Genomic DNA, 24,197 nt, shown 5'->3' on the forward strand with positions numbered 1-24,197 from the left:
CGGGTTTAATGAGTGAACTGTGGCAGACGGATAATCTTGCCGCCTTGCAACGCCGAATCATGCGCGCACAATCCCACGCACGTCCAGTTGGCGGATTGTTTGGCATTCGGAAAGGGATCGCGATTCTCGACCAGCGCCGAAGCGAACTCGTGGGTCAGATGCGGGTGACTGCCGCCGTGACCGCTGCCCTGCGTGAAACTCAAGTGGGTCTTCTTTGATGCGTCATAGACCCCTTGTTTCGTGTATTTGGCGATGCTCTTGGGCAGGCGCTTGGCGAAGTCCGGGCAGGTAACGCGTTGCGGAATCTTGGGTTCGGGTTTCTTCGCCGCATGCACCACCAGCGGTTCGTGTTCGATCAACGGCCACTCCACCGTCCGCTTCGAGCCATAAACGTCAATGCTCTCACGATACTGCCGCGCGGTGTCAAACAAGCTGCGGATGATTCGGCCCGATACGTCGGTCCCCTTGAATTTGATGTGCGCCGTCTCCACGGCGAAAGGCGAACCGTAGCACTTGATCAGTTCCTTGCGGATGGTGCCCGAGCCGAAACACGAAACGTACTCCGCCGGTTTACCAATCAGTCCGGCCACCGGACCCACGCAATGCGTGGCGTACCACATCGGCGGCAGCCCGGGCCAATAATTTGGCCAGCCGTCCATGTCCTGTTGATGACTCGCTTGGACAAATTGCAGTTTGCCCAACTCGCCCTTGTCGAGCCGTTCCTTCATGAAAAGGTATTCCCGGGCGTACACCACGGTTTCCATCATCATGTATTTCAATCCCGTGCGCCGCGCCAGCTCCACGATCTTTTTGCAATCGGCGATGCTGGTCGCCATCGGGACGGTGCAGGCCACGTGCTTGCCCGCCTTGAGCGCGGCGATGCTCATCCAGGCGTGATCCGGGATGGGCGAATTGATGTGAACGGCATCCACATTCGGGTCCTTGAGCAGTTGCGCGAAATCCGTGTAACGGTTGGTCACGCCAAAGTAGTCGCCCACGGCGTCCAGTTTCTTCCGGTTACGCTGACAAATGGCGTAACAATGAGTGTGTGGATGTTTTTGCCAGAGGGGAATAAATTCCGCCCCGAACCCCAGTCCGACAATCGCGATATTGAATTTTTTGCTCATAATCAATCTGTCCTGTTTCAGGTTTGGAACCGGGTGGCATGATGAGCGGATTCAGCGGGAAGAGCAATCTTCTGTTCGCGGTAAACGGAATAATTTCCTCGGCATTGATCGTTGTCATCAAGGTCTTGATCAGCGCGCCGCCATCCGGAGCGGGGGATCACGCCACCTACAAACGCGAATGGGCGGGCCGGGCCGAAGCGCAGAGTTCAGTTATTGTCGAGAACGATTTGAGACGGTTGGCCTTGTGGCCTGGTCCGCGTCTCCCGGGTGGTCACGGTAACGCGCGTTTTCATAAACATCATTGGGAGAATCCTGCGGCGTCCGCCTCACGTTTTATGGAGCCTCGGAGGTTAGCCGACTTCATCCCGCCCAGTTGAAGTTCACGAATTGGAATACGGCCCACGCCTGTAACAGGGCCATCAAAATCACATAGTACCAAAACATCCAACGCGGCCCTTTGGTCAATAGTTGCGCCATGACGACGAAGAGCGGAAACAGCATCATGATATAGCGCCGGTAGGACATGAAATAACTGGTCAGCGGCGGAATCAAGCCACCGGGCAGCACATACCAAAACCACAGCCGATTGCGCTTCCACACCAGCGGCAGCAACGCGAGGAATAACAGGAAAAACCCCCGATCCAGCGCCGCATCCATCATCCCGTCCAGGGTTTGCAGGTTGGTGAACGCGCTCCAGAACGCCGGTAGATCGAACATGTTCGCAATCGAAGGGGAATACGGATAATGCTTTTGCGCGGCGAATCCCTCGAACGCATTGCCGGTCCAGAGATACATGAGTCCAAAATACGCGGCATAGCCGCCGAGGGGCGCCAGCAACAACCACGGCGCCGAACCGACCGTCCGGGGCGCGGCAACTTGAGGCGCTACCGATGGCGGCGTTGGAGTCGAATTGTTTCCGTTCTTCGAACGCCGTCGGGTGGTGATGATTTGGTGCAGTTGATTTAAGCGGGCGCGAAGGGTTGGCCAGGCTGGCCAGCCGCGTTCCCAGAAAAAGTAGGCGAGCGGCAGCAGGATGAAGATGCCCACTGGCCGCGCCAAGGGCAGCAGCACCCCGGCGACAACCACCCAAGTCCATCGCCGCAACTCCAAGCCCCAGAAGAACGCCATCAAAAGTACCAGGAAGAGCGATTCGCTGTAGGGAAACGAAAAGAACAGCGCGCCGGGAAACGCGAGCAGCAGGATCAAGGCGTTACGCGCCGGGATTTCTCCGCACTGTCGGACCATCAACCGGTAGAGCAGGAGCAGGCCAATGAGCGACAACGCGTTGGCCAGCGACATGGCCATGAGCACAGGATGTCCGCTGAATAGAAGAACGCCGCCGACGCTACAACCCCCGGATGCGCACCCGACCAAGTTACCACGTTGCTGCAAAAATAGGCCTTCGGATCGGATCTTGGGTTACTCCATGGCGCGGGCAAATCCGAAAGTCTTAAATCGGTTTCTCGGGAGAGGACGAAGAACCACCAAGGAAGGCTCGCTGCGGGAGTGTGGAGAGGAAAGCTCCAGGGGTCGATAATCCCCACTTGCATGCGGGCGTTGACATTGGTGGCGCCACGAGCAACCCGCACTGGAGCAGTATTTGTCGCGGAAATGACTGTGAATGTCGTGTTTCCGTCGGATGTAATGCTCAGTGATTCCGAACCGGCTTGTTCCGTAATCAGCTGCCAGCGAGAACCGTCCCGCACGACCCGGAATTTGCTGAGTCCGTGGTTTATCGGGTGGCCCTGAGGAGAGTAATAATCCGCAGCGATCTCACCTGAGATTTGGATGGCTGCGCAAGCGTTCCCTGAGGGCAGGCTGGCCAGGCCCACCACTAAGGAAATTAACACTAACGGATACGGAGCCCGCGCCAAAGCACGTTTAGAATGGTGACCAAGAGCCAGTAACGTCAACGCCATCCCCGTTAACCCTAGCCAGATCACGAATGTAATTGCGTTCTCGTTGCGCCCAGCAGAGCCTACTAATGTTCCTAGTACTCCCAAGCAGTGGCAGCTGCTGCGCGGCGAAAAGAGCATCACCCCGGCGCGGTATATTGCGATCACCGCGCAAAGCCAGATCAGCCAGAGACCTGCCATGCGAGGTAGCCGAAAACCGGCAATGTTCGTAAACTTGGTAAAGTGTATTGAGGTGCTTACAAAGCCATCGGGGAATTCGGCGAGCCTCCGGGTTTCTTCCTTTAATCTTTCCGGATCCAGTGCAGAGACCCGCAGAAATGGAGATGCCTTCCAGTTGCTTCTGAGCGCGCTTTGGATCACGAGATCGCAGAACAGGTCCGCCCCATTTTTACCGGAAAACGAGTAACGCGCTTCGGTGACCAGAGCCAGCGCCTCAGATACGGCCAGAGCGGATAGAAGGCGCACGAGGGCGAACCCGATTGGTAGCCCACCTCGCTTAAGAACAGATAATGCGCGCCGTCCCAGGTCGCAAAATGAGTGGCCAGCGTGGGCGGGCCTTCGCGCGGCCAATGCAGGTCACGCTGATATTCAGCTTCATTAAGATTGGGGAAATAGGTGATGGCGATCAGCGCGATGAGAAACGTGACCGCTTTGAAGCCCAGCACGATTCCCAGCCATTTTCGTCGGCTCGCAGTCCAAAAAGGTGGCGCGCTATTCATGGGGTGGTTGGGCGCCAGGTGGCGTGTTGTTGCAACCAGAGCACGTCCGCGTTGCCGGGCATTACGGCGTCGTCGCGTGGCGCGTTGAGGGTGCGCGCGTCGCGCCAACGGTGATTTTCCGCGTGACCGTCGGCGAAACTGACATTGCCGCTGCCCGTGTGCAACGTCTCCGGTTTGTCGCGCAACGTCCAGTTCGCGCTGGCGTTTGCGTCAAAATCTCTCTGCAAACCAAAAGCGCCATCGTTGATCGTCTCCACCTTTTCTTCCAGGAACGTCAGCGCCAGGGCGGGCGTCAGTCCGGTCAGGCCGCTCAACTTTCGGTACGTGGTGGCGGGCGGTTGTTGTCCGGGAGACCCCATGAAACCATTGAGCGACACCGTCCGCACGCGGGGTTGGGTGACGCCCGCGACGGTGACCGGCCTGGCGGCGGGGCAACGCCATAATTCCACCCGGCCTCCCAGATAACGTCCCACCAGACTGCGCTGCAAATAAGTCGTGTTGGTGCAATCCGGTCCGGGCAACCCGAGCCAGCCTTCCACCCAGGTTTGTCCGAGCGGAACGTTTTGTCCGTCCTGATTGGGCGGCAGATGATCGTTGAAATCGCCGGCGTAAAGTTGCAGGGCGGTGGCAAATTGTTTGAGGTTCGAGAGGCAGTTGATCTGCCGGGCCCGCGCCTTGGCCCGGCTCAACGCGGGGAACAGCAACGCCGCGAGAATGCCGATGATCGCCATCGTCACCAGTAGTTCCAACAGAGTGAACGCGCGCCCGATCGTTTTCATATCAAGCCTTTGGATTGAATGATATGCGCTCCGGCAACCGGTCCGGGGCGGGCGCCAAGCTGACGGATGGCGGAATCAATTTATCTGGCAACGGCTCGATCCAGGCCGCTGCCGGGCAGGTTTCGGTTTTGACGTGCGAGGTCATCATACCGGCTTTCGTTTACCCGTGGCGGTTGTGGCTTGTGCCGGGAACAGCACACGAACGGGGAAACGACGCAACCTTTATCGCACAGGGTTCAGTTATTGTCGAGAACGGTTTCGGGATTTTGAAAATTACCTGGTCCGAGGTGAATGAAGCTTATCCCGATGGCGGCTCGGTGGTGTCGGCCCAGCATCGCTACGAACTATCGAGACGGTGGTTTGTCGTGGTGGCTCAGGTGCCGGCGGCCACGATGACTTCGATGCCTTGAGCGCGCAATTGCGTTACCAAGTCGCTCGGAGCTTGGTGATCGGTGACGATGGTGTGGATGCGGGCCAGATCGCTGAGCGACGATACCGAGCGTCGTCCGAATTTGGTGTGATCGAGGCACATGATCACTTTGGCCGCCGCGCGCATCATGGCGCGTTGAATATCAATCAATAAACCGTGTGAGTTGGTTAATCCATCCGGGGTGATGCCGCCCGCGCTCATGATTGCCACGTCCGCGTGAATCTTGGCAAAAGCTTCCACGGCGAGTGGTCCGACCAACACGCCGAGGCGCGGATAAATCACGCCGCCACTTACCACGAGTTCCACTTTGCCCGCGGCCGAGTAGAGGTTGGCAACCGGCAGGGAATTGGTCACGATCTGCGGAGATTTGTCTTCCAGATACTTGGCGACGCAGAAGGTGGTGGTGCCGGCGTCAACGATGACACTTTGGTTGGGTTTGATCAGTTCGGCACAGGCGCGGCCGATGGCTTCCTTGGCTTCCAACTGATAGGTCTCCCGCGTGGAGAAGGTAAATTCGTCCGACTTGGGCACAATAATCCGCGCGCCGCCATGGGTGCGCTTCACCGTGCCCGCCGTTTCGAGCGCCGTCAGGTCGCGGCGCACGGTGGATACGGACGAGCCGACGTATTTTGCCAAATCTTCCAATGCGGCAAACTCGACCTCTTGCAGGTAGGCTTCCAGACGGTGTTTTCGCTCTTCTGCCGTCATTTTGAAGTGTATCGTGATAGATGTTGGAAGATTTTGCAAGATTTTAGTTGACGGTTGATTAAAAATAATCAGAATAGTGCAAGTTATGGCTGTTGCTGCCCCTGTGCCTCATCGAGCAGTTATCGAACACATGGTTCGTCAGGCGGTTTATTCGCGCCTGGGTAAACCACTTCCCCGGATGGCGACCGCTCCTCACCCGCTCGTGGTCAACATCAGCGCGCGGCATTGTCATCTCACTGAAGCGGCGGTGGAACAGTTGTTTGGCAAAGGGCATAAACTTACGGTTCATAAATGGCTCTATCAGGAAGGGCAGTTTGCCGCGAAGGAGACGGTGACCTTGATCGGGCCGCGCAGTCGGGTGATTTCCAATCTGCGCATCCTCGGTCCGTGCCGGAGTCTGAATCAGGTGGAGCTATCTTACACGGATGCAATCGCGCTGGGGTTTGAGATTCCGCTGCGGTTATCCGGAAACATTGACGGCACTCCGGGTGCGATGTTGATGGGGCCGGCCGGTTTTTTTGAGATGGACCAGGGCATCATTCGCGCGTTGCGGCACGTTCACATGAGTCCGGTGGATGCGGAATTTTACGGGGTGAAGAATGGCGGCGCGATGAAGTTGAAGATTGGCGGAGATTGCGGGATCACGTTGGACAAGATGTTGTGCCGCGTGGACCCGAGTTTCAAACTCGAGGTTCACATTGACACCGATGAAGGCAATGCCTGCAACCTGCAGCCCGGTACGCCGGTGGAACTGCTGAAATAGAATTTAAGCGCAGAAATTACAGAAAAATGAAATTCCAAAGGGACCAGGCTTTTGATGTTCAATTCGATAGAATTGAAGGTCTTCGCTGGTACCCTTATGTGGGGAAGAACTTCGCCAAAAGCGAGGCGCGGATAATGATTTTTGCGCACAATATCCCCATACCTGCAAAGGACTACGACGCCAAGTTGGAGGAATGGAAAGCGAAAGACGCTTGGGCAACGTCCGAGACGATTGAAGAATATACCTATTGTCGTGGATGGTGGACGAAAACCTTCCGAGCTTTTCTGAAGGGAGCGGTTGGGTTGCAGAAAGATTTTGACGAGCAGTCGGATGTTGAAATCCTCAATAAAGTCGAATCGTTTATCAAACGGATCTCTTACGCCAACTTTATTCAAGGTTTGGTCAAGAGCGAAACACAAATTGCAATAGCCAAGCCAGAACAAATTGAGTTGAGTATAAAAGTTAACCGTGAAATTCTCAAAGTTCTTGGCGTCACTCACTGTATCTGTTGGGGCAAACCTGTTTACGAATATGTTCAGAGAATGGAAGGCTTCAGACTACTTTCCAAAACCGCCCTCGAAAAAAGCGGCTTTTCATCTTGTTCGCTCGATGTTGGTAATGGAATCGTGATGCGATGTCTGCGCGTTTATCATCCATCCATGCCTGGGTTCAGCCCGTTTAGGGTCGAGACCCAGTCAATCATTTCAAATTTTTTATCAATCAAAGCCTCCAATCCAATGCAACTGGCTACATAACGGCCAAGAATAATTATGAGGTACTATTGTCGATATTGCGGTTCATCCTTTGCGAGCGTCTCTGCTCTAACCGCTAACACGTGTCATCGTCATCCAGACGGCGCAGCCAAGGGAAAGCATGCTTTATACGAGGGCGGCGAAAAGAAGCAATACACTTGCAAATTTTGTGGTTCAAATTTCTCGAGCCTATCGCTATTGACGATAAATACGTGTTACCGTCACCCAAATGGCAGCGGCAAAGGTAAACACGAAGCTGCATTGTGATTTTTTATTTAACCGTCAATTAACACCCAAACAGGAAAAAACAAATGAGTGAAGCATTAGGAATGATTGAAACCAAAGGCTACGTTGGCAGCGTGGAAGCCAGCGACGCCATGGTCAAGGCGGCCAACGTCACGTTGGTCAAAACGGTGCCCATCGGCGGCGGACTGATTACCGTCCTCGCCAAGGGCGATGTCGGCAGCGTCAAAGCGGCGGTGGATGCCGGATCCAAGGCGGCGGCCAAGGTGGGCGAGCTGATCAGTTCCCACATCATTGCGCGGCCGCACGAGGATTTGTTAAAGGCGTTCGTCAATAGCGGAGTCGCCGCCAAGTAACCAGTTTAACCACAACCGAAACCATTATGGCACAACAAGCAGTTGGAATGATTGAATGTAAAGGGCTTTGCGCGCTCATGGAAGCGTGCGATGCCGCACTCAAGGCCGCGAATGTCACCATGACCGGCTGGGAAAAAGTCGGCAGCGGTTACGTGACCGGATTTTTCCGGGGCGACGTCGCCGCCGTGAAAGCCGCCACCGATGCCGGCGCCGCCGCCGCCGCGCAAGTGGGGCAGGTGATCAGCGTCCAGGTGATTCCGCGGCCGCACGATGATCTGGGAATTTTGGGCAAATGGCTGCAATAAATGCGGAACGCGGAATTCGGAGTGCGGAATTAGCTGCGCGCCGAGTTCATTCCGCACTCCGCAATCTGCACTCCGCATTGTGAAGATTCTCGTCGCCAACATTGGCAGCACCTCGCTGAAGTGGCGGTTGTTCGATTTCGCGAACACCGTGGCTGCGACATCCCGTCGCCGTGCGGGGGACGCGACGCTCCCGTCGCGTGGTTCTGGCGGCGAAGCGTCACTGCCGCGCCTGTTGCACAAAGGCGGCTTCGAGCGCGTGGCTGATTATTCGCAGGCAATCGAGGGTTGCTTGACGCAGCTCAAGGATGCCGGCGCGTTGGCCAGTGAAAGTGAACTCACGGCGGTAGGCTTCAAAACGGTGATTGCCAAGAACGTCACCGGTTGCGTGCGGCTCGATGAACGCGTGCTGGGCGCGATGGAGGCTTACAACGGTCTCGCTCCGGCGCATAATCCACCGTACATCACCGGCATCCGCCTGTTTGGAAAACGCGTGCCGGGGGTGCCGTTGGTGGGACTGTTCGAGACGGCGTTTTATCAATTCGCACCCGAGGCGATGATGCGTTACGCCGTGCCGCAAGCCTGGCTCGACATTGGCATTCGCCGTTGGGGATTTCACGGCGCGAGCCATAAATACATTGCCGAACGATCGGCGGAATTGCTGGGCCGCGATGACGTCGCCGAACGCGTGCGCAACCTCTACGTCAACGGTGGCCAGACTCCGGTCAACGATCCGCCGTTGCGCGTGATTTCGTGTCACCTCGGCGGCAGTTCGAGCATCACCGGAATTTACAACGGCGTGGCGATCGGCACCAGCATGGGCATGAGTCCGCAATCGGGTTTGCCGCAAAACAATCGGGTCGGCGATCTGGATGCGGAAGCGATTCCCTACGCGGTGAAAACGCTGGGACTCACCATCGAGGAAGCGCAGCGTCAACTGACCCGGGAATCTGGGTTAAAAGGTTTGAGCGGCGCCTCGAACGACATGCGCGATGTGGCGGCTGCGGCGGAGCAGGGGAAGGTGGAGGCGCGGCTGGCCGTGGAAGTGTTTGTGGCGAGCGCCCGACACTGGATGGGCGGCTACTTTTTCGAAATGGGCGGCGCGGACGCTTTGGTGTTCACTGGCGGCATTGGCGAGAACCGGGCGGAGATCCGTCGCGCCATCTGCGCGAACCTGACCGGATTGGGCATCGAACTGGATCCGGCTTTGAATAACGCACCCCCGGCGCACGAAGCCACGATCAGCACCGCCAATTCGCGGGTTAAAATCATGGTCGTGCCCACCAATGAAGAACTCGTGGTGGCCCGGGAAACCAAACGCTTATTGGAAACAGCAAGAAATTGAAATTCATACGTAATCAACAAACAAAATAAAACTATGCCTCAAGCAATTGGATTAATTGAAACGCGCGGACTCGTGGCTCTCGTGGAGGGCACGGACGCGATGCTGAAAGCGGCCAACGTGGAACTCGTCGGCCCCATGACCCAGGTCGGCAACGCTTTGGTCACCGCGTGTGTGGTGGGCGACGTGGCCGCGGTCAAGGCGGCGACGGATGCCGGCGCGCAAGCCATCAAAGCCATCAAAGGCGAACTGGTCAGCGTGCATGTCATCGCCCGTCCGCACAACGACGTGGCGGCGGTGTTGCCGAAGAAGAAGTAAGCGTGGCTGCGCTCGTGAGAGCGCGGCTGACTTGCATGTAAAATGCGGCGCTCTCACGAGTCGCCGCCACAAAGGCAAAACTATGTTCTTGGCCAAAGTCGAAGGCTCGGTGGTCGCCACCAAGAAAGACCGGAACATGTCGGGGCGCAAACTGTTGTTGCTTCGTCCGCAACTCGTGGATGAAAAAGACCCGACGAAATTTCGCCCCGGCGCGAACACCATCGTGGCCGTGGACGCGCTCGGCGCGGGGTTGGACGAGATGGTGATGTTCACGCAGGGCAGCAGCGCGCGGCTCGCGCCCGGCATGAAAGACGCCCCGGTGGATGCCGTCATCATCGGCATCGTGGACAGCGTGGACGTGCTGGGGAAACAGATTTATAGCGGTAGAACGTGAGTAAACAAAACAACAATCAAGTTGTAGGAAACATTGGTCTTTACTACGTGTGCTATCGCTTGTCTCAACGTGGTTGGAATGTGATGCCAACTGCTAGAAACGCGCGAGGGATAGACGCGTTGATTTATAGCCAGGATGCAACACGGGTTAAAACTATCCAAGTTAAGGCGCTCTCTAGGAGAAGTCCGGTGCCTCTCGGTTCCAACCTGGACAATCTTTTCGGAGATTTCATCGTTGTTTGCCAGAGTGTAACGACGAAGAAGCCAGCCTGTTATGTTCTTACGCCAGAAGAAGTCAGGCGATTAGTGCATAAAGGAGAAAAGGACGGCAAAACCAGCTTTTGGTTGCAGCCAAAGCATTACGAAAAAACTGAGTTTCATGAGAACTGGGACAGGATAGGTTCGGGATCCAATGCTTGATCAAGTAAGTTTATGAGCACAGCGAGCGAGACTTTGAACCGGAATGCTCCAAGCTTTGAAAGATATTTCAAAGGGGGGGGACAAATTGTCCCCCTCCTTTCTAAATTCCAATCTAATTCAAATGTGCTTCGGTGGGGGGTGCCGTGCGCGGAGAATTTCTTCGTGACGGATGGCTTGGGCCACGTCGCGGTTCAAATTCAAAGCGGCAACGGTGGCGCGTCCAGTCGGACTGATGCCGACCACGCGGACGCCGTCCCAGCGGAAATGCAATCGCCAAGAATCACGGCGGGGACTGAACAATCTGACTTCATTCCCCGTTTTGGGATCAATGGCTTTCATTCGCGCTCCTTTGCGAAGCGAGCACGAAACACACGCCAGCGCCAGATTGTTCAGCGTCGTTGCGCCACCAGCATCCGTCGGGATGACGTGGTCAATATGAAAAGTCGCCTCTTGGGAAACCTGCGAAAGTCCGCAGTACTCGCAACGATTTCCGGCACGCTGGATGGCCTGACGCCGCAGTTGCGCCGGGATGGTCATGTGATCAGTGGCGTCCGTTGCTCAATCGTTGCGAACGCAAACGCAACAGGGAAAGCAGGTCAGCCAATTCAACCAACCCCTCAGCCTCCCGCTTTTCGGCGAGTGTCAGGCGATTCCCTTGGTCTTGCTTGTCCAGCAACGCGTGCAGCCGTTTCTCCACGCCTTTTGGCAGGCGAAACTTTGCCAGATCGCCCGGCATCTCAACTATCAGTTCGATGGCTTGAGACATATTTACTTTCCGTTTCTGAGGCCGAATTTAGCAGAAGTGGGTCGGGGTGTCCAAGCTCGGAATTCCCTTCGTTAAAAAGCAACTATTTATGAGCACAGTGAATGAAACTTTGATCCGCGACGTGGTGGCGGAAGTGTTGGGACGCATCGGCGGCGCGACTGCCTCCAGCACCACGACGGCGAATCCAGCTCCGGCCAAAAGTGAATCGCGTAATGTGCGTGCGCCGCAGGTGACCGTGCCGGCGTCGCGCGGAAAATTCGGTGTGTTTGCCACGGCGAACGAGGCGTGCGCGGCGGCTCAGGAAGCTTTTTTGTTGTTGCGAGAAAAGGGCGTGGCGGCGCGGCGCAAGATCGAGGGAATCGTCAAGACGTTGGCGGAGAAAAACGCCGAGGCTTGGGGCAAACTCGAGTTGGATGAAACGAAAATTGGTCGGCTCGATCACAAGATTGAGAAGCTCAAAATCATCCGGCTGGTGCCCGGTGTGGATTGGCTGCGACCGGAAGCTTTGAGCGGCGATCACGGCATCACCCTGGAGGAATTCACGCCGTTTGGCGTGGTGGGCGCGATTACGCCAAGCACCCATTCCATTCCCACGTTGAGTGGCAACATTGTCAACATTGTCGCCGCCGGGAATGCGGTGGTGTTCAATCCGCATCCCAGCGCGGCGCGTTGCGCGGCGGCGGCGGTGCGAACTTACAACGAAGCGATTTATCGCGAGACCGGCATCGAGAACATCGCGTGTCTGGTGGAGCAACCAACGCTGGAATCCTTCGACGCGCTTTGCAAAAACGAGTACACGAAATTGCTGCTGGTTACTGGCGGTCCGGGTGTGGTGAAAGCGGCGATGCAAACCGGCAAGCGCGCCATTTGTGCCGGACCGGGGAATCCGCCGGTGCTCGTGGATGACACCTGCTGCGCGACTCGCGCGGCGAAAGCGATCATTGCCGGGGCCGCCTTTGACAACAACCTCCTCTGCATTGGCGAGAAGGAGGTTTTCGTTTTGGACAGCGTGGCGAACAAGTTGATGCAGCGCCTGGCCGAGAACGGCGCGGTGAAGTTGAGCGACGCGCAATTGGAAAAACTGACGCAGGCGGCGTTCACCTTCAAGCCGGGGCAGGGCGGCGGTTGTTCTCACGCCAGCGTGAACAAGGAATTCATTGGCAAGAATCCTGAAGTGCTGGCTCAAGCGGCCGGACTGAATCTGCCGATGGGCACCCAGTTGTTGTTCGCCGAAACGTCCGCCGACCATCCCTTCGTGCAGGAGGAACAGATGATGCCGTTTCTGCCGATTGTGCGGGTGAAGAGCGTGCGCGAAGGCATCCAACTGGCCGTGCAGGCCGAGCACGGTTATCGCCATACCAGCGTGATTCATTCGCATGACGTGGAGCACATGACCGCGATGGCGCGGGCGTTGGACACCACGTTGTTTGTAAAGAACGGTCCTTCACCCGCAGGCCTGGGCCTGGGTGGCGAAGGTTATTTGAGTTACTCCATCGCCACCCCAACTGGTGAAGGCGTGACCAATCCGCGCACCTTCACGCGCGTCCGGCGATGTGTGATGGTGGACAATCTGAGAATTTATTAACCACGGATGGACACAGATGAACACGGATTAGTACGGGACGCTGGCTTTGGCCCGCTTCAGTGTTCGCGCGTCAACGGCGTTCGAAAATTGAAGCGACCTGAAGGCCGCGCTCCTGAGCGTTCCGGTTTCATCCGTGTTTATCCGTGTTTATCCGTGTTTATCCGTGGTTTGATTTTATGTTATTGGCGCGCGTCGAAGGCAACATCGTGGCGACCCGGAAACATCCGAGTCTCAACGGTTGGCGGCTGGTGATTTGTCAACCGGTCAATGCCGACGGTCAGAACGCAGGCACGCCGCAGGTGGCGATTGATGCGTTGGGCGCCGGGATGCATCAGCAGGTGGTGATTTCGTCCGACGGTTCGGCGGCTCGTCGCGCCGTGGGCGATGCGCAAAGCCCCGTGCGTTGGTTGATCGTTGGAATTGTGGACGAGCGTGAACCGGGAGTGCGCGTATGAAACTGGGCACGGTCATCGGTCGCGTTACGTTGAGCAAGACGATCAAGTCATTTGAAGGCGGGCGGTTCTTGATCGTAAGCCCGTTTTCCCGCGAACAATACGCCGCTGGATTGGCGGCCCCGCCGACGCTGGGCAAAGACCCGAGTCTGGTGGTGTATGACGCCATCGGCGGTGGCGTGGGGCAGGTGATTGGTTATGTGGAAGGGCGCGAAGCGGCGCAGCCGTTTGTCGTGCCGACGCCAGTGGATGCGATCAATGCCGCGCTCGTGGACGACATGTTTTATCGCCCGTGGTCAGGGTGATCGGGGTTGGAAGGACTTTTAAGTTATGAAAAATGTCATCAGTTTGAAGGATGTGGAACGGATGCAACGCGAGGGTCGCAGCCTGAGTAGTTTGCCGGCCGACGCCATTTTAACGCCTTCGGCGCGCGATTTTCTGAACGACCTTCGCTCGGTCGTGCCTCAGCCCTCCACTCTAGTCAAGTCCGCCGGCGTCGCCGCGGCCAAACCGCTGCCACCGCGTCAACCGATCAATTCCAAGTCGTCGCCCGCCGAGCTGGAGACGTTTTTCAATTCACCCTACGCGCACAGTCTCAAGGAGCAGATTTGCCAGATGGGGCAGCGCTTGTGGCAGCGCGCTTATGTGGACGGTAACGGCGGGAACATGGCGATTCGCGTGGGAGAGGACGTGGCAATTTGCACGCCGACGCTGGTGAGCAAAGGCGCGTTGAAGCCGGAAGACATGTGCCTCGTGGATTTTGAGGGCCATCAATTGCTCGGCATGAAAAAGCGCACGAGCGAAATTCTCATGCACTTGCAGATGATGAAACGGCAGCCCAAGGCAATCGCCACCTGCCATTGTCATCCGCCCTACGCGACCGCCTTTGCGGTGGCGAACGTCGCGCCGCCCACCTGCATGTTGCCCGAGTTTGAAGTGTTTTGCTCGGTCGGCGTCGCGCCCTATCGCACGCCGGGCACCTCGGACATGGGCAAGCTGGTGGCGGATTTGACGGATCAATACAACACGATTTTGATGGCGAATCACGGCGTGGTGACCTGGTCGCACAACAATCTCGAAGAAGCCTACTGGCGCATGGAGATTGTGGAAGCGTATTGCCGCACGATTGTGGTGGCCGGGCAATTGGGCCATCCGATCAACACCTTCACCGGACCGCAAATGAAGGATTTGTTGAACATCAAGGAGAAGCTGGGTTTCGTGGACCCGCGGTTCGAGATGAAGGAATGTGAGTTGTGCGACAGTGGCGAATGGCGTCCGGGCGTGACGTGCGCCGTGCCGCGCCCCGAGGCGGCGGGCGCGGGCTTTGATCCGGAAGCGGAAAAGGCGGTGCAGGCCATCACGGACCAAATTCTCAAGCAGATGAAATGAGCAGTTGGGTTTTGCAATTAAGTGCCAGTGTGGGGCGGGCGACTTGGGGGTTGCTGGCCTTGTTACTGGCAGTTTCCGGTTGCGGATCACTCGTGGCTCGTTCAGAACGCAAAGCCAATCCGGATGGTGATTTTTCCAAAGTATATGGTGGTGTGCAGTATGACTGGCAATTTATAGCGCATCCGATCGCCAACAGCCGCGCATTGGGTGCTCCCGCAGCGATGGGGTTTTTAGGAACGATTGAAGGGCTGGTTGATTTGGGGCCATCGTTGGTTCTGGATACGCTGCTGTTGCCTTTTGACCTGACGTGGAAACCGACGCCGTTGCCAACCGAAGAGGCGTCATCGCACTAATCAGTTGGCTTGTGGTTTTACAATGAAATCCCTCGATCAAAAACTGGCTGAAATTAAAGCGAATCCCGCTTCGCGCGCGTTCATTCTGGCCGACGCCAAAGACGCCGACATGGCGTATGGCGTGCGGGTGATTAAGGAGCAGATTTCCAGTCAAACGAAGTATAACGTGCCCTTCAGTTTTTTGACAGGCATGGTATCGTTGTCACGTGAATGCTGTAACCATTGAAATTCCCGAGGGCTTCAAGAAGAGCTTTGGCGAGACGGACGAGGAAATCCGCCGCAACGCCAAACTCGAACTCGCCATCGTGATGTATCGCGAGGGCAAGTGGTCCACGGGCAAGGCTGGGAAATTCTGTGGAATGACGCGCATCGCATTCATGGACTTGCTGCGAGATCGCAAAGTTCCGATGCCGTACACAAGAGAGATGTTGGAGCAAGACCTGGCTTATGCCCGCAGTTGTAGCTGACTCATCTCCGATTGTTTATCTGGCGCGGATTAACCGGCTTGAACTGCTCCGGCGGCTTTATTCGGAGGTGTTTATTCCGGCGGCCGTGTGGCGTGAAGTGGCGGTCGAAGGTGCGGAGCTTATCGAAGGCCGGTCACTCCGGGCTGCTGCGACCGCGGGCTGGATTCGGGTGGATAATTCCACAGCGGCGTCCGCGCACCAAAATCCGCTGCTTACGCAACTGGACGATGGCGAGCGGGAAGCCATTGCGCTGGCGATCAGGCTGGAGGCGCTGCTTATTATTGACGAAGCGGAAGGCCGGGCGGTGGCTCTGAAGCTTAGCGTTAAATTGACCGGAACCTTGGGGGTTCTTGTTCAGGCCATCCGGCGGGGATTCCTGCCGCGCCTCAAGCCTGAGCTTGACCGCTTGATGGGCGAAACAAATTTCCGTTGCACGGATGAACTGATTGCGACGGCACTGAAGGATGTTGACGAGAAACCATGACCAAATCCCTCGATCAAAAACTGGCTGAAATTAAAGCGAACCCCAATTCGCGCGCGTTCATTCTAGCCGACGCCAAAGACGCCGACATGGCGTATGGCGTGCGCGCCACCGGTCCGCGCTCCTACTTGGCCCGGCGCGGTGCGCGCCCGGCCCAATTCTCCCCGGAGGTTTGGTCTCGGGAAGAGTTTGGCTTTCGCAATCTGCCGGAGTTCTTGGACATCATTCGTGAAGTGACGCACCAGGGGTTGGTGGACATCATGTTGATGTCGGCCTACGTGAACGAACAACTCACGATCAAGGAAGGCTTGTTTCAAAATTCCCACGTTACGCCTGCCGCTCGCGCGAACGATACCACCGATGTCTGGGCCGCGCGGCACGGTTGTTACATGGGTGAAGCGTCGCAACCGTTTCGGACGGCGAGCATTGATCACATTCAATGCGGCGAAGTGGAATGTGAGCGGGGTGCGACTCCCGATTTTCCCGGCGCCAATCTGGGACTGTATTCGATCACTTACGTGAACGATTTGGAACAGGACCGCGAGGCGTTGCTGGCTTACAAGGAATTTCGCGAGGAGGCGGAGCGCAAGCAGTTCCGGCACTTTTTGGAAGTGTTCGATCCCAACGTGGACAGCGGCATTCCTGCGGAAAACCTGGGCGAGTTCGTCAACGACAACATCCTGCGCACCCTGGCGGGCGTGCCGGAGGCGGGGCGACCGTTGTTTCTGAAGGTGGTGTATCACGGTCCGCGCGCCATGGAAGAACTTTGCCAATACGATCCCAACATGGTGGTCGGCATCATGGGAGGCAGCGCGGGCACGACGCATGATGCGTTCAAGTTGATTCATGACGCGCAAAAGCACGGCGCGCGGGCGGCGTTGTTTGGTCGCAAAATCAACAACGCGGAGCACCAACTGGCGTTTATCGAAATGCTGCGCTTGATCACCGACGGCAAAATCAGTCCCGAGGAGGCCGTCCGTGCCTATCACGGCGTGCTGCAAGGCAAGGGCATCAAGCCGCAACGCGCGTTGGCGGATGATTTGCAACTAACCGGGCAGTCCATGAATTATGCCGGGACGGTGCCCGCGTCGGACGGTCGCAGCGGATCAGCGCGAAGTGAGATGAGTCGTCCTGCAAGTTCGACCGGCACCGCAACCGACTGGCCGCGACAGGCCGATGGTTCGCCGGACTTTGCCCGGATGAATTCGCAGCAGCGATTCGCCTACGATCGGGCGCGGTTGCAGCTCTGAGATCAGCGTACGCCCGCCTCGTCGAGTTGGAGTCGTCCGCGATTTGCATCCAACGTGGCCCGAACGCCGACGGGCAAGGTGGCGTTCATCGCCACGTGACCGAAGGGCAGGCCGGTAACGATCGGAATTTTTAACGGCAGCAGGCGTTCGCGGAAAACATCCTCCAAAGTCTGACGATATTCCTTGGCGGTTTGGGCGCGCGGATCCTGACAGTTGGCGTTGATTCCGATGGCAATACCCGCGACCTGTTGCAACCGCCCGCAATTCAGCAGGTGGGTCAACAGACGATCCCAGCGATAAGGTTCTTCCCCCACGTCTTCGAGGAAGAGGATGGCGTTTTTGAAGTTCGGTTGCCACGGGGTGCCGATCAGCGTGTTCAGAATGGTGATGTTGCCGCCGATGAGCCGACCGCGGGCCATGCCGCGCCGTAGAATTTTCACCGTTTTACCCGGATAGCCGGTGGCGATGTCGTTTTGCGGCGCCGCGGAAGCGAGGGTACGCAAAAAACTTTGCACCGTGAACGCGGGGAGCCGTTTGAGCGCAAAGTCGGAGTTCAACATTGGCCCGTGGAAGGAGATCAAACCGGCCTTGGATAGAAACGCGCCGTGCAGTGAAGTGATGTCGCTGTAGCCGATGAAAATTTTCGGATTGGCCCGGATCAAACGGTAGTTCAGCCGGGGCAGTAATCGCGCGGTACCGTAACCGCCCCGCACGCAGATGATCGCGTTCACCTGGCGATCGGTGAACATCCGCATCAAATCATCGGCGCGCTCGCGGTCGGAGCCGGCGAGGAAACCGAGGCGTTTGTGCGCGTTCGGCGCGAGCTTGGTTCGGTAGCCGAGTTTTTCGAGCACGGCAATGGCGCGGTCCACATTTTTCGGATCGGGCGGCGCGCTGGCGGGAGCGACGATGCCCAAGGTGTCACCGGGATTCAGGCGAGGCGGAAAGACAAGTTTCATCAGTAAAAATTGGCAATGGGGGTCCGAAGGGAAGGCGCCGTTAAATCTGCGGATCAAGCGGCGGGTTTTCCTTGTCGCGTAATCCGATCAGGAGCGCCTTGGTCTGAGTGTAAGTGGTTTCCAAATCCTGGATGATTTTCATGGCGCCGTAAACTTCACCGGAGTTGCCCAGCACTTCCAGTTTTTGACTCAATTCCACGACCTGGCGCGCGCCCATGTTCAGGCTCATGCTTTTCAGCGCGTGAGCGTGAAAGGCGAGTTGCTTGGGGTCTTCGACGGCTTGCACCAGTTGTTTGATGTGCGTGGGTGCGGTCTCGAGATAGAGGCTGATCAATTCGCTTAACATGCTGACGTCTTCGGTGGGCGCCATTTCGCGGAGGTCGGCAATGATGCTGGCGTCGAGCAGTCCGGGCGACAGCGACTCGGGATTGCGCATGAAGTAATTGGTGTCGTACTTCACCACCTTGGTTGGCCCCCAACGTTCGAGGGTGGCCTGCAAATCCGCCACGCGAACCGGTTTGGAAATGTAATCGTCCATGCCCACGGCGAGACACTTTTCGCGATCGCCAATCAGCGCATTTCCGGTCATGGCCACAATCACCGGGCGCTTGTCCCGCGTCCAGCGTTCGCAAATGGTCCGGGTACATTCGTAGCCGTCCATTTCAGGCATCTGCACGTCCAGGAAAAGCACGTCGTAGGGTTTCTGTTCCAGCGCCTTGATGACTTCAACCCCGTTGGTGGCCAGATCCGCCTGGTACCCCAATTTGTTGAGGACGCTGATGCCGACCTTTTGGTTGATCGGATTGTCATCGGCCAGCAGGATGCGCAGCGGCAGGCGGCGCGCGAAATCCGAATCGAGTCCGGGCGTGAACGGAGGTTTGCGATCCGGCTGCACGCGCACTCCGAGCATGCGGCCGAGCGTTTCCAGCAACAAACCGGGACGAATGGGCTTGTGAAGAAAATGGGCTTCGGTCATCCCCGCCGCGTGCAGGTCTTCGGTGCGCAAACGGGCCGTGGAAAGCAAGAGCAGCGGCAGCGACTTTCGGGTGGGTAATTTTTGAATTTCGCGCGCCAACGCGAAACAATCCATGCCCGGCAGTTGCGCGTCCAGGATGATGACTGAATATCCGGTGGGTTCGCGCAGTAAGGCCAGCGTCTGGTCGGCCGTTCCGGCGATGGTAACCTGCATGCCCCAGCTTTCCAGGAGTTGCCGCAAAACCCGCGCGTTGCTCGTGCCGTGTTCCGCCAGGAGCACGGATTCGTTGGCAAGCTGCCGTTGTTTTCCGACCCACGCGGGCGGCGTGACCGTGCCGGTGCTCTGCACGAGAATGGTGAAATGGAACGTGGCGCCGCTGTTGGCGTCGCTGTCCACCCAGATGCGGCCGCCCATTAATTCCACGAGGCGCTTGCTGATCGCCAACCCCAATCCCGTTCCGCCGAAGTGGCGCGTGGTGGATGCGTCCACCTGGTGAAAGGATTTGAACAGGCGATGCTGCTTTTCCAACGGAATGCCGATGCCCGTATCGCGCACGCTGAAGTGCAGCAACCATTCCTCGCGGCTGACGGTCGTGCCGTCGGTGGCGCCGTCCAATTCACGAATGGCGGCCGTGGCTGGAGTTACTTCCACCACCACTTCGCCTGAAGGCGTGAATTTGACCGCGTTGCTGAGCAGGTTGACCAAGACCTGGCGCAGCCGGATCATGTCGCTGAGGATGATTTTGGGCAGCGAATCGTCCACGGTATAAACCAGATCCAACCGCTTTTCGGCGGCTTTGGTGGCCAGCAACTCCAACGCGTCTTCCACGCAGCCGCGCAATTCAAACGGATGATGGTCAAGCTCCAGTTTGCCGGCTTCGATTTTGGAAAAATCCAGGATGTCGTTGATGATGGTCAGCAAGGCATCGGCGCTGGTGCGTACGCCTTCCACGTACTCGCGCTGCTCCTCGGACAGGTCGGTGTCGAACAACAGCGAAATCATGCCGACCACGCCGTTCATGGGCGTGCGGATTTCGTGGCTCATGTTGGCCAGAAACGCGGACTTCGCCAGCGTGGCTTCCTCGAGCTTCTGGTTCAGGGACAGCAATTGCGAGTTGCCGTTGACCAATTGTTGCTGACTTTCCCGCAGCGCGCGGTAAGCGGCGTCGCGTTGGATTTGATTGAGGTAGGCGCGCGAGTGATAGCGGATGCGCGCCAGGAGTTCCAGCCGGTCCGGCAGTTTGACCAGATAATCATTGGCGCCCAGGCTGAACGCCTGGCCTTTGATCTGTGGATTTTCGTTGGTGCTTAAAACGATGATGGGGATTTCGCGGGTGACGGGATTGGCGCGAAATTGCGTGACGAGGCTGAGTCCATCAATGCCGGGCATGACCAAATCCTGCAGGATCACCGTGGGGCGCAGTTGCGCCGCCAGGGTCAAGGCTTCGCGCGCATCGGCGCAGTAATGGAAATCAATGTCCGGTTCGGTGACGAGCGCGCGGCGGATGGCTTCGCACACCATGGCTTGATCGTCCACCAGAAGCACCATGACGTGATAATCCGGGAGCTGGGGAAACGTGAGGCGGTTTCCCTCCGGAGAGTTGGTTTCAGTGTGCTCAGTTGCCATGATCTTGACCCAAGATAGAAATGAGGCGTGGCGCGATTTTGTCCAGCGCTAAAATTTCCCGGGCCGCCTGCAATTCCACCGCGGCCTTGGGCATGCCGTACACCGTGCTGCTAAGTCGGTTTTGCGCAATCGTGAGGTGGCCCGCAGTGCGCAAGGCTTTTAATCCCTCGGCCCCGTCGCGCCCCATTCCGGTCAGGAGGATTCCCGTGACCGAACCGCGCCAGTATCGGGCGACACTATGGAAGAACACATCCACCGACGGACGATAAGTGCTCGAGTCCGGCTGTGCGGAATAACCCAGGTGCATCGTGTGGGACATCACGAGATGACGATCTTTCCCGGCGAGATAAACGCGTCCGGGCGCCAAACGATCTCCTTCCGCAACCACGCGCACCCGCAACGGAGTGCGGGCGGCGAACCAACCCGCTAATCCGGGCGCGAACTGTTGGTCCACGTGTTGCACCACGACAATTGCGGCAGGGAAGGTGGCCGGCAGCTCGCCCAGGATGGTGGTCAACGCCGCCGGCCCGCCCGCTGAGGCGCCGATCACAACCAACTTGGTGAGTTGGCGGGGTTGCGCTTCAATAGGAAGTGACGGGGCTTTGGCTTTACGGGATTTCAGCGACTTGGGGGCGCCCAGCAGTTTTTCAATGGTACCGATTTTCGCCAGCAATGGAGCAACCTCTTTCGGTTTTTGTGTGGCTCCGAAAATTGGAACGTCCACCGCGTCCACGGCACCCGCGCCCATCGCGGCAAAGACGTGGGCGATGTGGTCTTCGACCTTGGCCGTGGCTACCACGATGGCGCAAGGGTTTTTGGCCATGATTTGTCGCGTGGCTTCGACGCCATCCAATCGCGGCATGAACAAATCCATCAAGATCAGGTCCGGGCGAGCCTGCTCGCAACGCGCGACGGCCTCCGCGCCATCTTTGGCGATCCAGATGATTTCGTGTTGCGTATGCGCGTTGATACTGCGCCGCAACGCTTCGGCCGCGAGCACCAGATCGTTGACGATGCCGATTTTCACCAGCCGGCCTCCCCAATGAGATCCACCACGGCCCGGATCAGGGTTTCATCCTGAAAGCTGCCCTTGGTTAGATAATAGTCCGCGCCTGCGTTGAGGCCGCGCAACCGGTCTTCCTCGCGATCTTTATAGGAAACAATCATGACCGGAATGAGCCGCAGACGCTCTTCATTTTTAATCAAAGTGGTCAGCTCGATGCCGTCCAGCCGCGGCATATCCACGTCGGTAATCACCAAGTCGTAATCTCCGGCGCGCACGGCGTTCCAACCATCCATGCCGTCCACGGCCACGTCGGCGACGTAACCGGCGGCGTCCAGCAATTTGCGTTCGAGTTCGCGCACGGTCAGGGAATCTTCCACCACCAGCACGCGTTTCTGCCGGTGACCGGTTGCCGGCCCGGTCGCGGGAGGAATGGCCGTATGCCGACCGCTGGTGGCAAATTTGTCAATGCTGCGCAGCAAGTCTTCCACGTCCACAATCAGCACCGGCGCCCCGTCGTCCATCAAGGCCGCGGCGCTGATGTCCTTGATTTTGCCAAGCCGCGGGTCCAGCGGTTGGACGACGAGTTCCCGTTCGCCCAGGAAGCGATCCACTTGCAAACCGTAATGTTGATCCGGTCCGCTCAAAATGATGAGGGACAGATCGCCGGAACTGTCTGGCGTTGCCCCCGAGACATCCAAAATTTGTTGCGCGTTGAGCAGGCCGATGTACTGGTCGCCCCGTCGGAAATGGGGCTGTCCTTCGAGCGTCAGAATTTGCGGGCGAGGCAGTTTCAAACTGCTCACGATCTGCGTCAGCGGAAATGCGTAAGGCTCGCCGCCGATTTCCACCAGCAACGCGCGCAATACGGAAAGCGTCAACGGCAGTTGCAGTTGAATGCGCATGCCGCGCCCTTTCAAGGTGGACACGCGCACGCTCCCCCGGACGCTGCGGATCATGTTTTGCACGATGTCGAGGCCGACGCCGCGTCCGGAAATTTCCGTCACCGTTTCGCGCAGGGTGAACCCGGGCAAAAAGAGGAATTGCAACAACTCCGGTTCGGTCATCGTTTCCACCGCCGCCGGCGCGATGAGCTTGCGCCGGTTGATGGCCTCGCGAACTTGTTGCGGATCCAAGCCCGGCCCGTCGTCGGCCAGGGTGATTTGCAACATTCCGGCGCTGTGCCGCGCTTCCAGGCGGATGGTGGCCTCGGGCGGTTTCCCTTGTTCGAGCCGGACGGCGGGAGTTTCCGCGCCATGATCCACCGCGTTGCGCAACAGGTGGGTCAAAGGCGCTTCGAGTCGCTCGAGGATGTCACGGTCCACCTGGGTGGTTTCACCGAGAATTTCAAAACGGACCTGTTTGCCCAGGCTTTGCGCCAGATCACGCACCATGCGATGGAAGTGTTGGACGCCATCGCCGAAGGGGCGCATCCGGGTGCGCAGCGCTTCCAGGTAGAGGCGGTTCGCCAGTTGGGCGGTACGGCGTTCGTGTTGATCCAGTTCCTGTAACCGCTCCTCCAATTGCTGCGACAGCTCGCGAATTTGTTGCGCGGCGTTGGCCGCCGATTGTTGCCTGACCGGGTCAACGTCGTTGTGGCGCAACTGGTCGAGGGTGGCTTCGAGCGCGGTTTGCTGGCGTTTGATCCGTTGCAACTGCGCGGTGAACGGACGCAGCCAACGCGATTCCACCAACGTCTCACTCGCCAGCGCCAGCAGGCGATTGAGATTTTCCGCCGACAGCCGCAAATAACGCTCCGTGGTTTCCGCCGGCGGCGCGGCGCCGGTGGCGGTGGCAATTTCCGCGCTGCGGAAGTGGGTGGTATCGCCACTGGCCGGGGCGTCGGTGATTTTAATGGGCGGAAATTCACCGGTGGGCGCGGCGATGATGGCGTGAATTTCCAGAAGCCATTGCTCCAGATGCGCCTGATGTCGCTTCTCCCAGTTCGCCGGATTTTTGTCGGCTTGTTTGCCAAGCTCGGCCAACCAATCCACGCCGCGGAGCAGCGCGTTGGTGTGCTCGGGTCGCGGCGTCAGCCGGTTTTGTTGCGCGGCAACAAAGTAATCCTCCAAGGCGTGCGCCACCTGGATGCCGGCTTCCAAATTGACGATCCGCGCCGCGCCTTTGTAGGAATGGGCCGCGCGCATGAGCGATTCCAGTTGTTCCGGGGTGGCGGGAGTGCGCTCCAACGCCAGGATGCCCGCGTTCAACAAGGCCGTCTGGCTCTCGGCCTCCGTGCGGAAAAGTTCCAGCATCGTGAGGTCGGCCACAGAGCTTGCCTGGTTTGACTCGGGTTTCTTCATCAACTGACTTCGCTTGGTT

General features: G+C 57.8%; 30 protein-coding genes and 1 pseudogene. 19 read left to right on the forward strand and 12 right to left on the reverse strand.

The window, feature by feature from the left end:
- Positions 1-5 precede the first annotated feature (5 nt).
- The 4 genes from M9920_11965 to M9920_11980 form a co-directional block, all read right to left on the reverse strand.
- Positions 6-1,127 (reverse strand): Gfo/Idh/MocA family oxidoreductase, encoded by a 1,122-nt coding sequence (locus M9920_11965; protein MCO5053007.1) that lies wholly within the window; start codon positions 1,125-1,127, stop codon positions 6-8.
- 360 nt (positions 1,128-1,487) lie between these two features.
- Complete coding sequence (locus tag M9920_11970; protein MCO5053008.1) at positions 1,488-2,426, reverse strand: hypothetical protein; 939 nt, start codon at positions 2,424-2,426, stop codon at positions 1,488-1,490.
- A 973-nt stretch (positions 2,427-3,399) separates the two neighbouring features.
- Positions 3,400-3,762, reverse strand: a complete 363-nt coding sequence (locus M9920_11975; GenBank protein MCO5053009.1) for a hypothetical protein — start codon at positions 3,760-3,762, stop codon at positions 3,400-3,402.
- Entirely contained in the window at positions 3,759-4,541 is a 783-nt protein-coding gene (locus M9920_11980) for a type II secretion system GspH family protein (protein MCO5053010.1), read from the reverse strand. Before M9920_11980 ends, M9920_11975 begins: the two co-directional genes overlap by 4 nt.
- A gap of 23 nt (positions 4,542-4,564) precedes the next feature.
- Here M9920_11980 and M9920_11985 point away from each other — a divergent pair, with 23 nt between their 5' ends.
- Positions 4,565-4,951: a hypothetical protein gene (locus tag M9920_11985; protein MCO5053011.1), complete on the forward strand. Its 387-nt coding sequence runs from the start codon at positions 4,565-4,567 to the stop codon at positions 4,949-4,951.
- On the opposite strand, the gene M9920_11990 is transcribed toward M9920_11985, so the two are convergent.
- Positions 4,915-5,679 (reverse strand): DeoR/GlpR family DNA-binding transcription regulator, encoded by a 765-nt coding sequence (locus tag M9920_11990; GenBank protein MCO5053012.1) that lies wholly within the window; start codon positions 5,677-5,679, stop codon positions 4,915-4,917. The two genes, M9920_11985 and M9920_11990, sit on opposite strands and share 37 nt — an antisense overlap.
- An 85-nt stretch (positions 5,680-5,764) precedes the next feature.
- Between M9920_11990 and M9920_11995 the strand changes: the two genes are divergently transcribed.
- From M9920_11995 to M9920_12035, 9 genes are all read left to right on the forward strand, one after another.
- Positions 5,765-6,442, forward strand: coding sequence for a phosphate propanoyltransferase (locus tag M9920_11995; GenBank protein MCO5053013.1), 678 nt, complete (start codon positions 5,765-5,767; stop codon positions 6,440-6,442).
- A 26-nt stretch (positions 6,443-6,468) separates the two neighbouring features.
- Positions 6,469-7,197 carry a hypothetical protein gene (locus tag M9920_12000; GenBank protein MCO5053014.1) on the forward strand — a complete coding sequence of 243 codons (729 nt, stop codon included), beginning with the start codon at positions 6,469-6,471 and terminating at the stop codon, positions 7,195-7,197.
- Between the two features lie 9 nt (positions 7,198-7,206).
- Positions 7,207-7,461 carry a hypothetical protein gene (locus M9920_12005; protein ID MCO5053015.1) on the forward strand — a complete coding sequence of 85 codons (255 nt, stop codon included), beginning with the start codon at positions 7,207-7,209 and terminating at the stop codon, positions 7,459-7,461.
- Between the two features lie 44 nt (positions 7,462-7,505).
- On the forward strand, positions 7,506-7,793 hold the full coding sequence (locus tag M9920_12010) for a BMC domain-containing protein (protein ID MCO5053016.1): 288 nt from the start codon (positions 7,506-7,508) through the stop codon (positions 7,791-7,793).
- A 26-nt stretch (positions 7,794-7,819) separates the two neighbouring features.
- Complete coding sequence (locus M9920_12015) at positions 7,820-8,098, forward strand: BMC domain-containing protein (GenBank protein ID MCO5053017.1); 279 nt, start codon at positions 7,820-7,822, stop codon at positions 8,096-8,098.
- Positions 8,099-8,177: 79 nt separating this feature from the next.
- Positions 8,178-9,440 carry an acetate/propionate family kinase gene (locus M9920_12020; protein MCO5053018.1) on the forward strand — a complete coding sequence of 421 codons (1,263 nt, stop codon included), beginning with the start codon at positions 8,178-8,180 and terminating at the stop codon, positions 9,438-9,440.
- A gap of 33 nt (positions 9,441-9,473) precedes the next feature.
- Positions 9,474-9,755 (forward strand): BMC domain-containing protein, encoded by a 282-nt coding sequence (locus M9920_12025; GenBank protein MCO5053019.1) that lies wholly within the window; start codon positions 9,474-9,476, stop codon positions 9,753-9,755.
- Between the two features lie 82 nt (positions 9,756-9,837).
- Positions 9,838-10,149 (forward strand): EutN/CcmL family microcompartment protein, encoded by a 312-nt coding sequence (locus tag M9920_12030; GenBank protein MCO5053020.1) that lies wholly within the window; start codon positions 9,838-9,840, stop codon positions 10,147-10,149.
- Entirely contained in the window at positions 10,146-10,568 is a 423-nt protein-coding gene (locus tag M9920_12035; GenBank protein ID MCO5053021.1) for a hypothetical protein, read from the forward strand. Before M9920_12030 ends, M9920_12035 begins: the two co-directional genes overlap by 4 nt.
- A 117-nt stretch (positions 10,569-10,685) precedes the next feature.
- On the opposite strand, the gene M9920_12040 is transcribed toward M9920_12035, so the two are convergent.
- Complete coding sequence (locus tag M9920_12040) at positions 10,686-11,105, reverse strand: HNH endonuclease (protein MCO5053022.1); 420 nt, start codon at positions 11,103-11,105, stop codon at positions 10,686-10,688.
- A gap of 4 nt (positions 11,106-11,109) precedes the next feature.
- Entirely contained in the window at positions 11,110-11,322 is a 213-nt protein-coding gene (locus M9920_12045) for a hypothetical protein (protein MCO5053023.1), read from the reverse strand.
- 100 nt (positions 11,323-11,422) lie between these two features.
- On the opposite strand from M9920_12045, the gene M9920_12050 reads away from it, so the two are divergent.
- The 9 genes from M9920_12050 to M9920_12090 all read left to right on the forward strand — a co-directional run bounded on the left by M9920_12050 (position 11,423) and on the right by M9920_12090 (position 17,311).
- Entirely contained in the window at positions 11,423-12,919 is a 1,497-nt protein-coding gene (locus tag M9920_12050; protein ID MCO5053024.1) for an aldehyde dehydrogenase, read from the forward strand.
- Between the two features lie 176 nt (positions 12,920-13,095).
- Positions 13,096-13,374, forward strand: a complete 279-nt coding sequence (locus tag M9920_12055) for a EutN/CcmL family microcompartment protein (protein MCO5053025.1) — start codon at positions 13,096-13,098, stop codon at positions 13,372-13,374.
- On the forward strand, positions 13,371-13,676 hold the full coding sequence (locus M9920_12060) for an ethanolamine utilization protein EutN (GenBank protein ID MCO5053026.1): 306 nt from the start codon (positions 13,371-13,373) through the stop codon (positions 13,674-13,676). Before M9920_12055 ends, M9920_12060 begins: the two co-directional genes overlap by 4 nt.
- A 25-nt stretch (positions 13,677-13,701) precedes the next feature.
- A complete protein-coding gene (locus M9920_12065; protein MCO5053027.1) occupies positions 13,702-14,760 on the forward strand; it encodes a class II aldolase/adducin family protein in 1,059 nt (352 codons plus the stop codon).
- The gene (locus M9920_12070) at positions 14,757-15,113 is read left to right on the forward strand and encodes a YceK/YidQ family lipoprotein (protein MCO5053028.1); all 357 of its coding nucleotides are present in this window, start codon (positions 14,757-14,759) and stop codon (positions 15,111-15,113) included. The genes M9920_12065 and M9920_12070 overlap by 4 nt, the downstream gene beginning before the upstream one ends.
- A 22-nt stretch (positions 15,114-15,135) precedes the next feature.
- The gene (locus tag M9920_12075; protein ID MCO5053029.1) at positions 15,136-15,339 is read left to right on the forward strand and encodes a hypothetical protein; all 204 of its coding nucleotides are present in this window, start codon (positions 15,136-15,138) and stop codon (positions 15,337-15,339) included.
- Positions 15,320-15,580, forward strand: a complete 261-nt coding sequence (locus M9920_12080; protein MCO5053030.1) for a UPF0175 family protein — start codon at positions 15,320-15,322, stop codon at positions 15,578-15,580. The genes M9920_12075 and M9920_12080 overlap by 20 nt, the downstream gene beginning before the upstream one ends.
- Positions 15,561-16,064, forward strand: coding sequence for a DUF3368 domain-containing protein (locus tag M9920_12085; GenBank protein ID MCO5053031.1), 504 nt, complete (start codon positions 15,561-15,563; stop codon positions 16,062-16,064). The genes M9920_12080 and M9920_12085 overlap by 20 nt, the downstream gene beginning before the upstream one ends.
- Complete coding sequence (locus M9920_12090; GenBank protein MCO5053032.1) at positions 16,061-17,311, forward strand: hypothetical protein; 1,251 nt, start codon at positions 16,061-16,063, stop codon at positions 17,309-17,311. The genes M9920_12085 and M9920_12090 overlap by 4 nt, the downstream gene beginning before the upstream one ends.
- A gap of 2 nt (positions 17,312-17,313) precedes the next feature.
- Here the strand turns inward: M9920_12090 and M9920_12095 are convergent, their stop codons facing one another.
- The 5 genes and pseudogenes from M9920_12095 to M9920_12115 form a co-directional block, all read right to left on the reverse strand.
- Entirely contained in the window at positions 17,314-18,270 is a 957-nt protein-coding gene (locus tag M9920_12095; protein ID MCO5053033.1) for an LD-carboxypeptidase, read from the reverse strand.
- A gap of 40 nt (positions 18,271-18,310) precedes the next feature.
- Positions 18,311-20,266: a response regulator gene (locus M9920_12100; GenBank protein ID MCO5053034.1), complete on the reverse strand. Its 1,956-nt coding sequence runs from the start codon at positions 20,264-20,266 to the stop codon at positions 18,311-18,313.
- Positions 20,267-20,368: 102 nt separating this feature from the next.
- A pseudogene (locus M9920_12105) lies at positions 20,369-20,794 on the reverse strand (response regulator).
- A gap of 67 nt (positions 20,795-20,861) precedes the next feature.
- Positions 20,862-21,899: a chemotaxis response regulator protein-glutamate methylesterase gene (locus tag M9920_12110; GenBank protein MCO5053035.1), complete on the reverse strand. Its 1,038-nt coding sequence runs from the start codon at positions 21,897-21,899 to the stop codon at positions 20,862-20,864.
- Entirely contained in the window at positions 21,896-24,178 is a 2,283-nt protein-coding gene (locus M9920_12115) for a hybrid sensor histidine kinase/response regulator (GenBank protein ID MCO5053036.1), read from the reverse strand. Before M9920_12115 ends, M9920_12110 begins: the two co-directional genes overlap by 4 nt.
- Between the last annotated feature and the right edge of the window lie 19 nt (positions 24,179-24,197).

It is taken from the genome of Verrucomicrobiia bacterium, assembly GCA_023953615.1.
GTDB lineage: Bacteria > Verrucomicrobiota > Verrucomicrobiia > Limisphaerales > JADLHS01 > JADLHS01.

What these genes read in the sequence shown, in the direction of transcription:
- M9920_11990 (MCO5053012.1), bottom strand. Translation starts at nt 5,679, where the DNA reads ATGACGGCAGAAGAGCGAAAACACCGTCTGGAAGCCTACCTGCAAGAG.
- M9920_11965 (MCO5053007.1), bottom strand. Translation starts at nt 1,127, where the DNA reads ATGAGCAAAAAATTCAATATCGCGATTGTCGGACTGGGGTTCGGGGCG.
- M9920_12095 (MCO5053033.1), bottom strand. Translation starts at nt 18,270, where the DNA reads ATGAAACTTGTCTTTCCGCCTCGCCTGAATCCCGGTGACACCTTGGGC.
- M9920_12015 (MCO5053017.1), top strand. Translation starts at nt 7,820, where the DNA reads ATGGCACAACAAGCAGTTGGAATGATTGAATGTAAAGGGCTTTGCGCG.
- M9920_12055 (MCO5053025.1), top strand. Translation starts at nt 13,096, where the DNA reads ATGTTATTGGCGCGCGTCGAAGGCAACATCGTGGCGACCCGGAAACAT.
- M9920_12085 (MCO5053031.1), top strand. Translation starts at nt 15,561, where the DNA reads ATGCCCGCAGTTGTAGCTGACTCATCTCCGATTGTTTATCTGGCGCGG.
- M9920_12030 (MCO5053020.1), top strand. Translation starts at nt 9,838, where the DNA reads ATGTTCTTGGCCAAAGTCGAAGGCTCGGTGGTCGCCACCAAGAAAGAC.
- M9920_12000 (MCO5053014.1), top strand. Translation starts at nt 6,469, where the DNA reads ATGAAATTCCAAAGGGACCAGGCTTTTGATGTTCAATTCGATAGAATT.
- M9920_12075 (MCO5053029.1), top strand. Translation starts at nt 15,136, where the DNA reads ATGAAATCCCTCGATCAAAAACTGGCTGAAATTAAAGCGAATCCCGCT.
- M9920_12025 (MCO5053019.1), top strand. Translation starts at nt 9,474, where the DNA reads ATGCCTCAAGCAATTGGATTAATTGAAACGCGCGGACTCGTGGCTCTC.
- M9920_12115 (MCO5053036.1), bottom strand. Translation starts at nt 24,178, where the DNA reads ATGAAGAAACCCGAGTCAAACCAGGCAAGCTCTGTGGCCGACCTCACG.
- M9920_12100 (MCO5053034.1), bottom strand. Translation starts at nt 20,266, where the DNA reads ATGAACGGCGTGGTCGGCATGATTTCGCTGTTGTTCGACACCGACCTG.
- M9920_12040 (MCO5053022.1), bottom strand. Translation starts at nt 11,105, where the DNA reads ATGACCATCCCGGCGCAACTGCGGCGTCAGGCCATCCAGCGTGCCGGA.
- M9920_11995 (MCO5053013.1), top strand. Translation starts at nt 5,765, where the DNA reads ATGGCTGTTGCTGCCCCTGTGCCTCATCGAGCAGTTATCGAACACATG.
- M9920_12050 (MCO5053024.1), top strand. Translation starts at nt 11,423, where the DNA reads ATGAGCACAGTGAATGAAACTTTGATCCGCGACGTGGTGGCGGAAGTG.
- M9920_12010 (MCO5053016.1), top strand. Translation starts at nt 7,506, where the DNA reads ATGAGTGAAGCATTAGGAATGATTGAAACCAAAGGCTACGTTGGCAGC.
- M9920_11975 (MCO5053009.1), bottom strand. Translation starts at nt 3,762, where the DNA reads ATGAATAGCGCGCCACCTTTTTGGACTGCGAGCCGACGAAAATGGCTG.
- M9920_11985 (MCO5053011.1), top strand. Translation starts at nt 4,565, where the DNA reads ATGCGCTCCGGCAACCGGTCCGGGGCGGGCGCCAAGCTGACGGATGGC.
- M9920_12065 (MCO5053027.1), top strand. Translation starts at nt 13,702, where the DNA reads ATGAAAAATGTCATCAGTTTGAAGGATGTGGAACGGATGCAACGCGAG.
- M9920_11980 (MCO5053010.1), bottom strand. Translation starts at nt 4,541, where the DNA reads ATGAAAACGATCGGGCGCGCGTTCACTCTGTTGGAACTACTGGTGACG.
- M9920_11970 (MCO5053008.1), bottom strand. Translation starts at nt 2,426, where the DNA reads ATGTCGCTGGCCAACGCGTTGTCGCTCATTGGCCTGCTCCTGCTCTAC.
- M9920_12090 (MCO5053032.1), top strand. Translation starts at nt 16,061, where the DNA reads ATGACCAAATCCCTCGATCAAAAACTGGCTGAAATTAAAGCGAACCCC.
- M9920_12060 (MCO5053026.1), top strand. Translation starts at nt 13,371, where the DNA reads ATGAAACTGGGCACGGTCATCGGTCGCGTTACGTTGAGCAAGACGATC.
- M9920_12070 (MCO5053028.1), top strand. Translation starts at nt 14,757, where the DNA reads ATGAGCAGTTGGGTTTTGCAATTAAGTGCCAGTGTGGGGCGGGCGACT.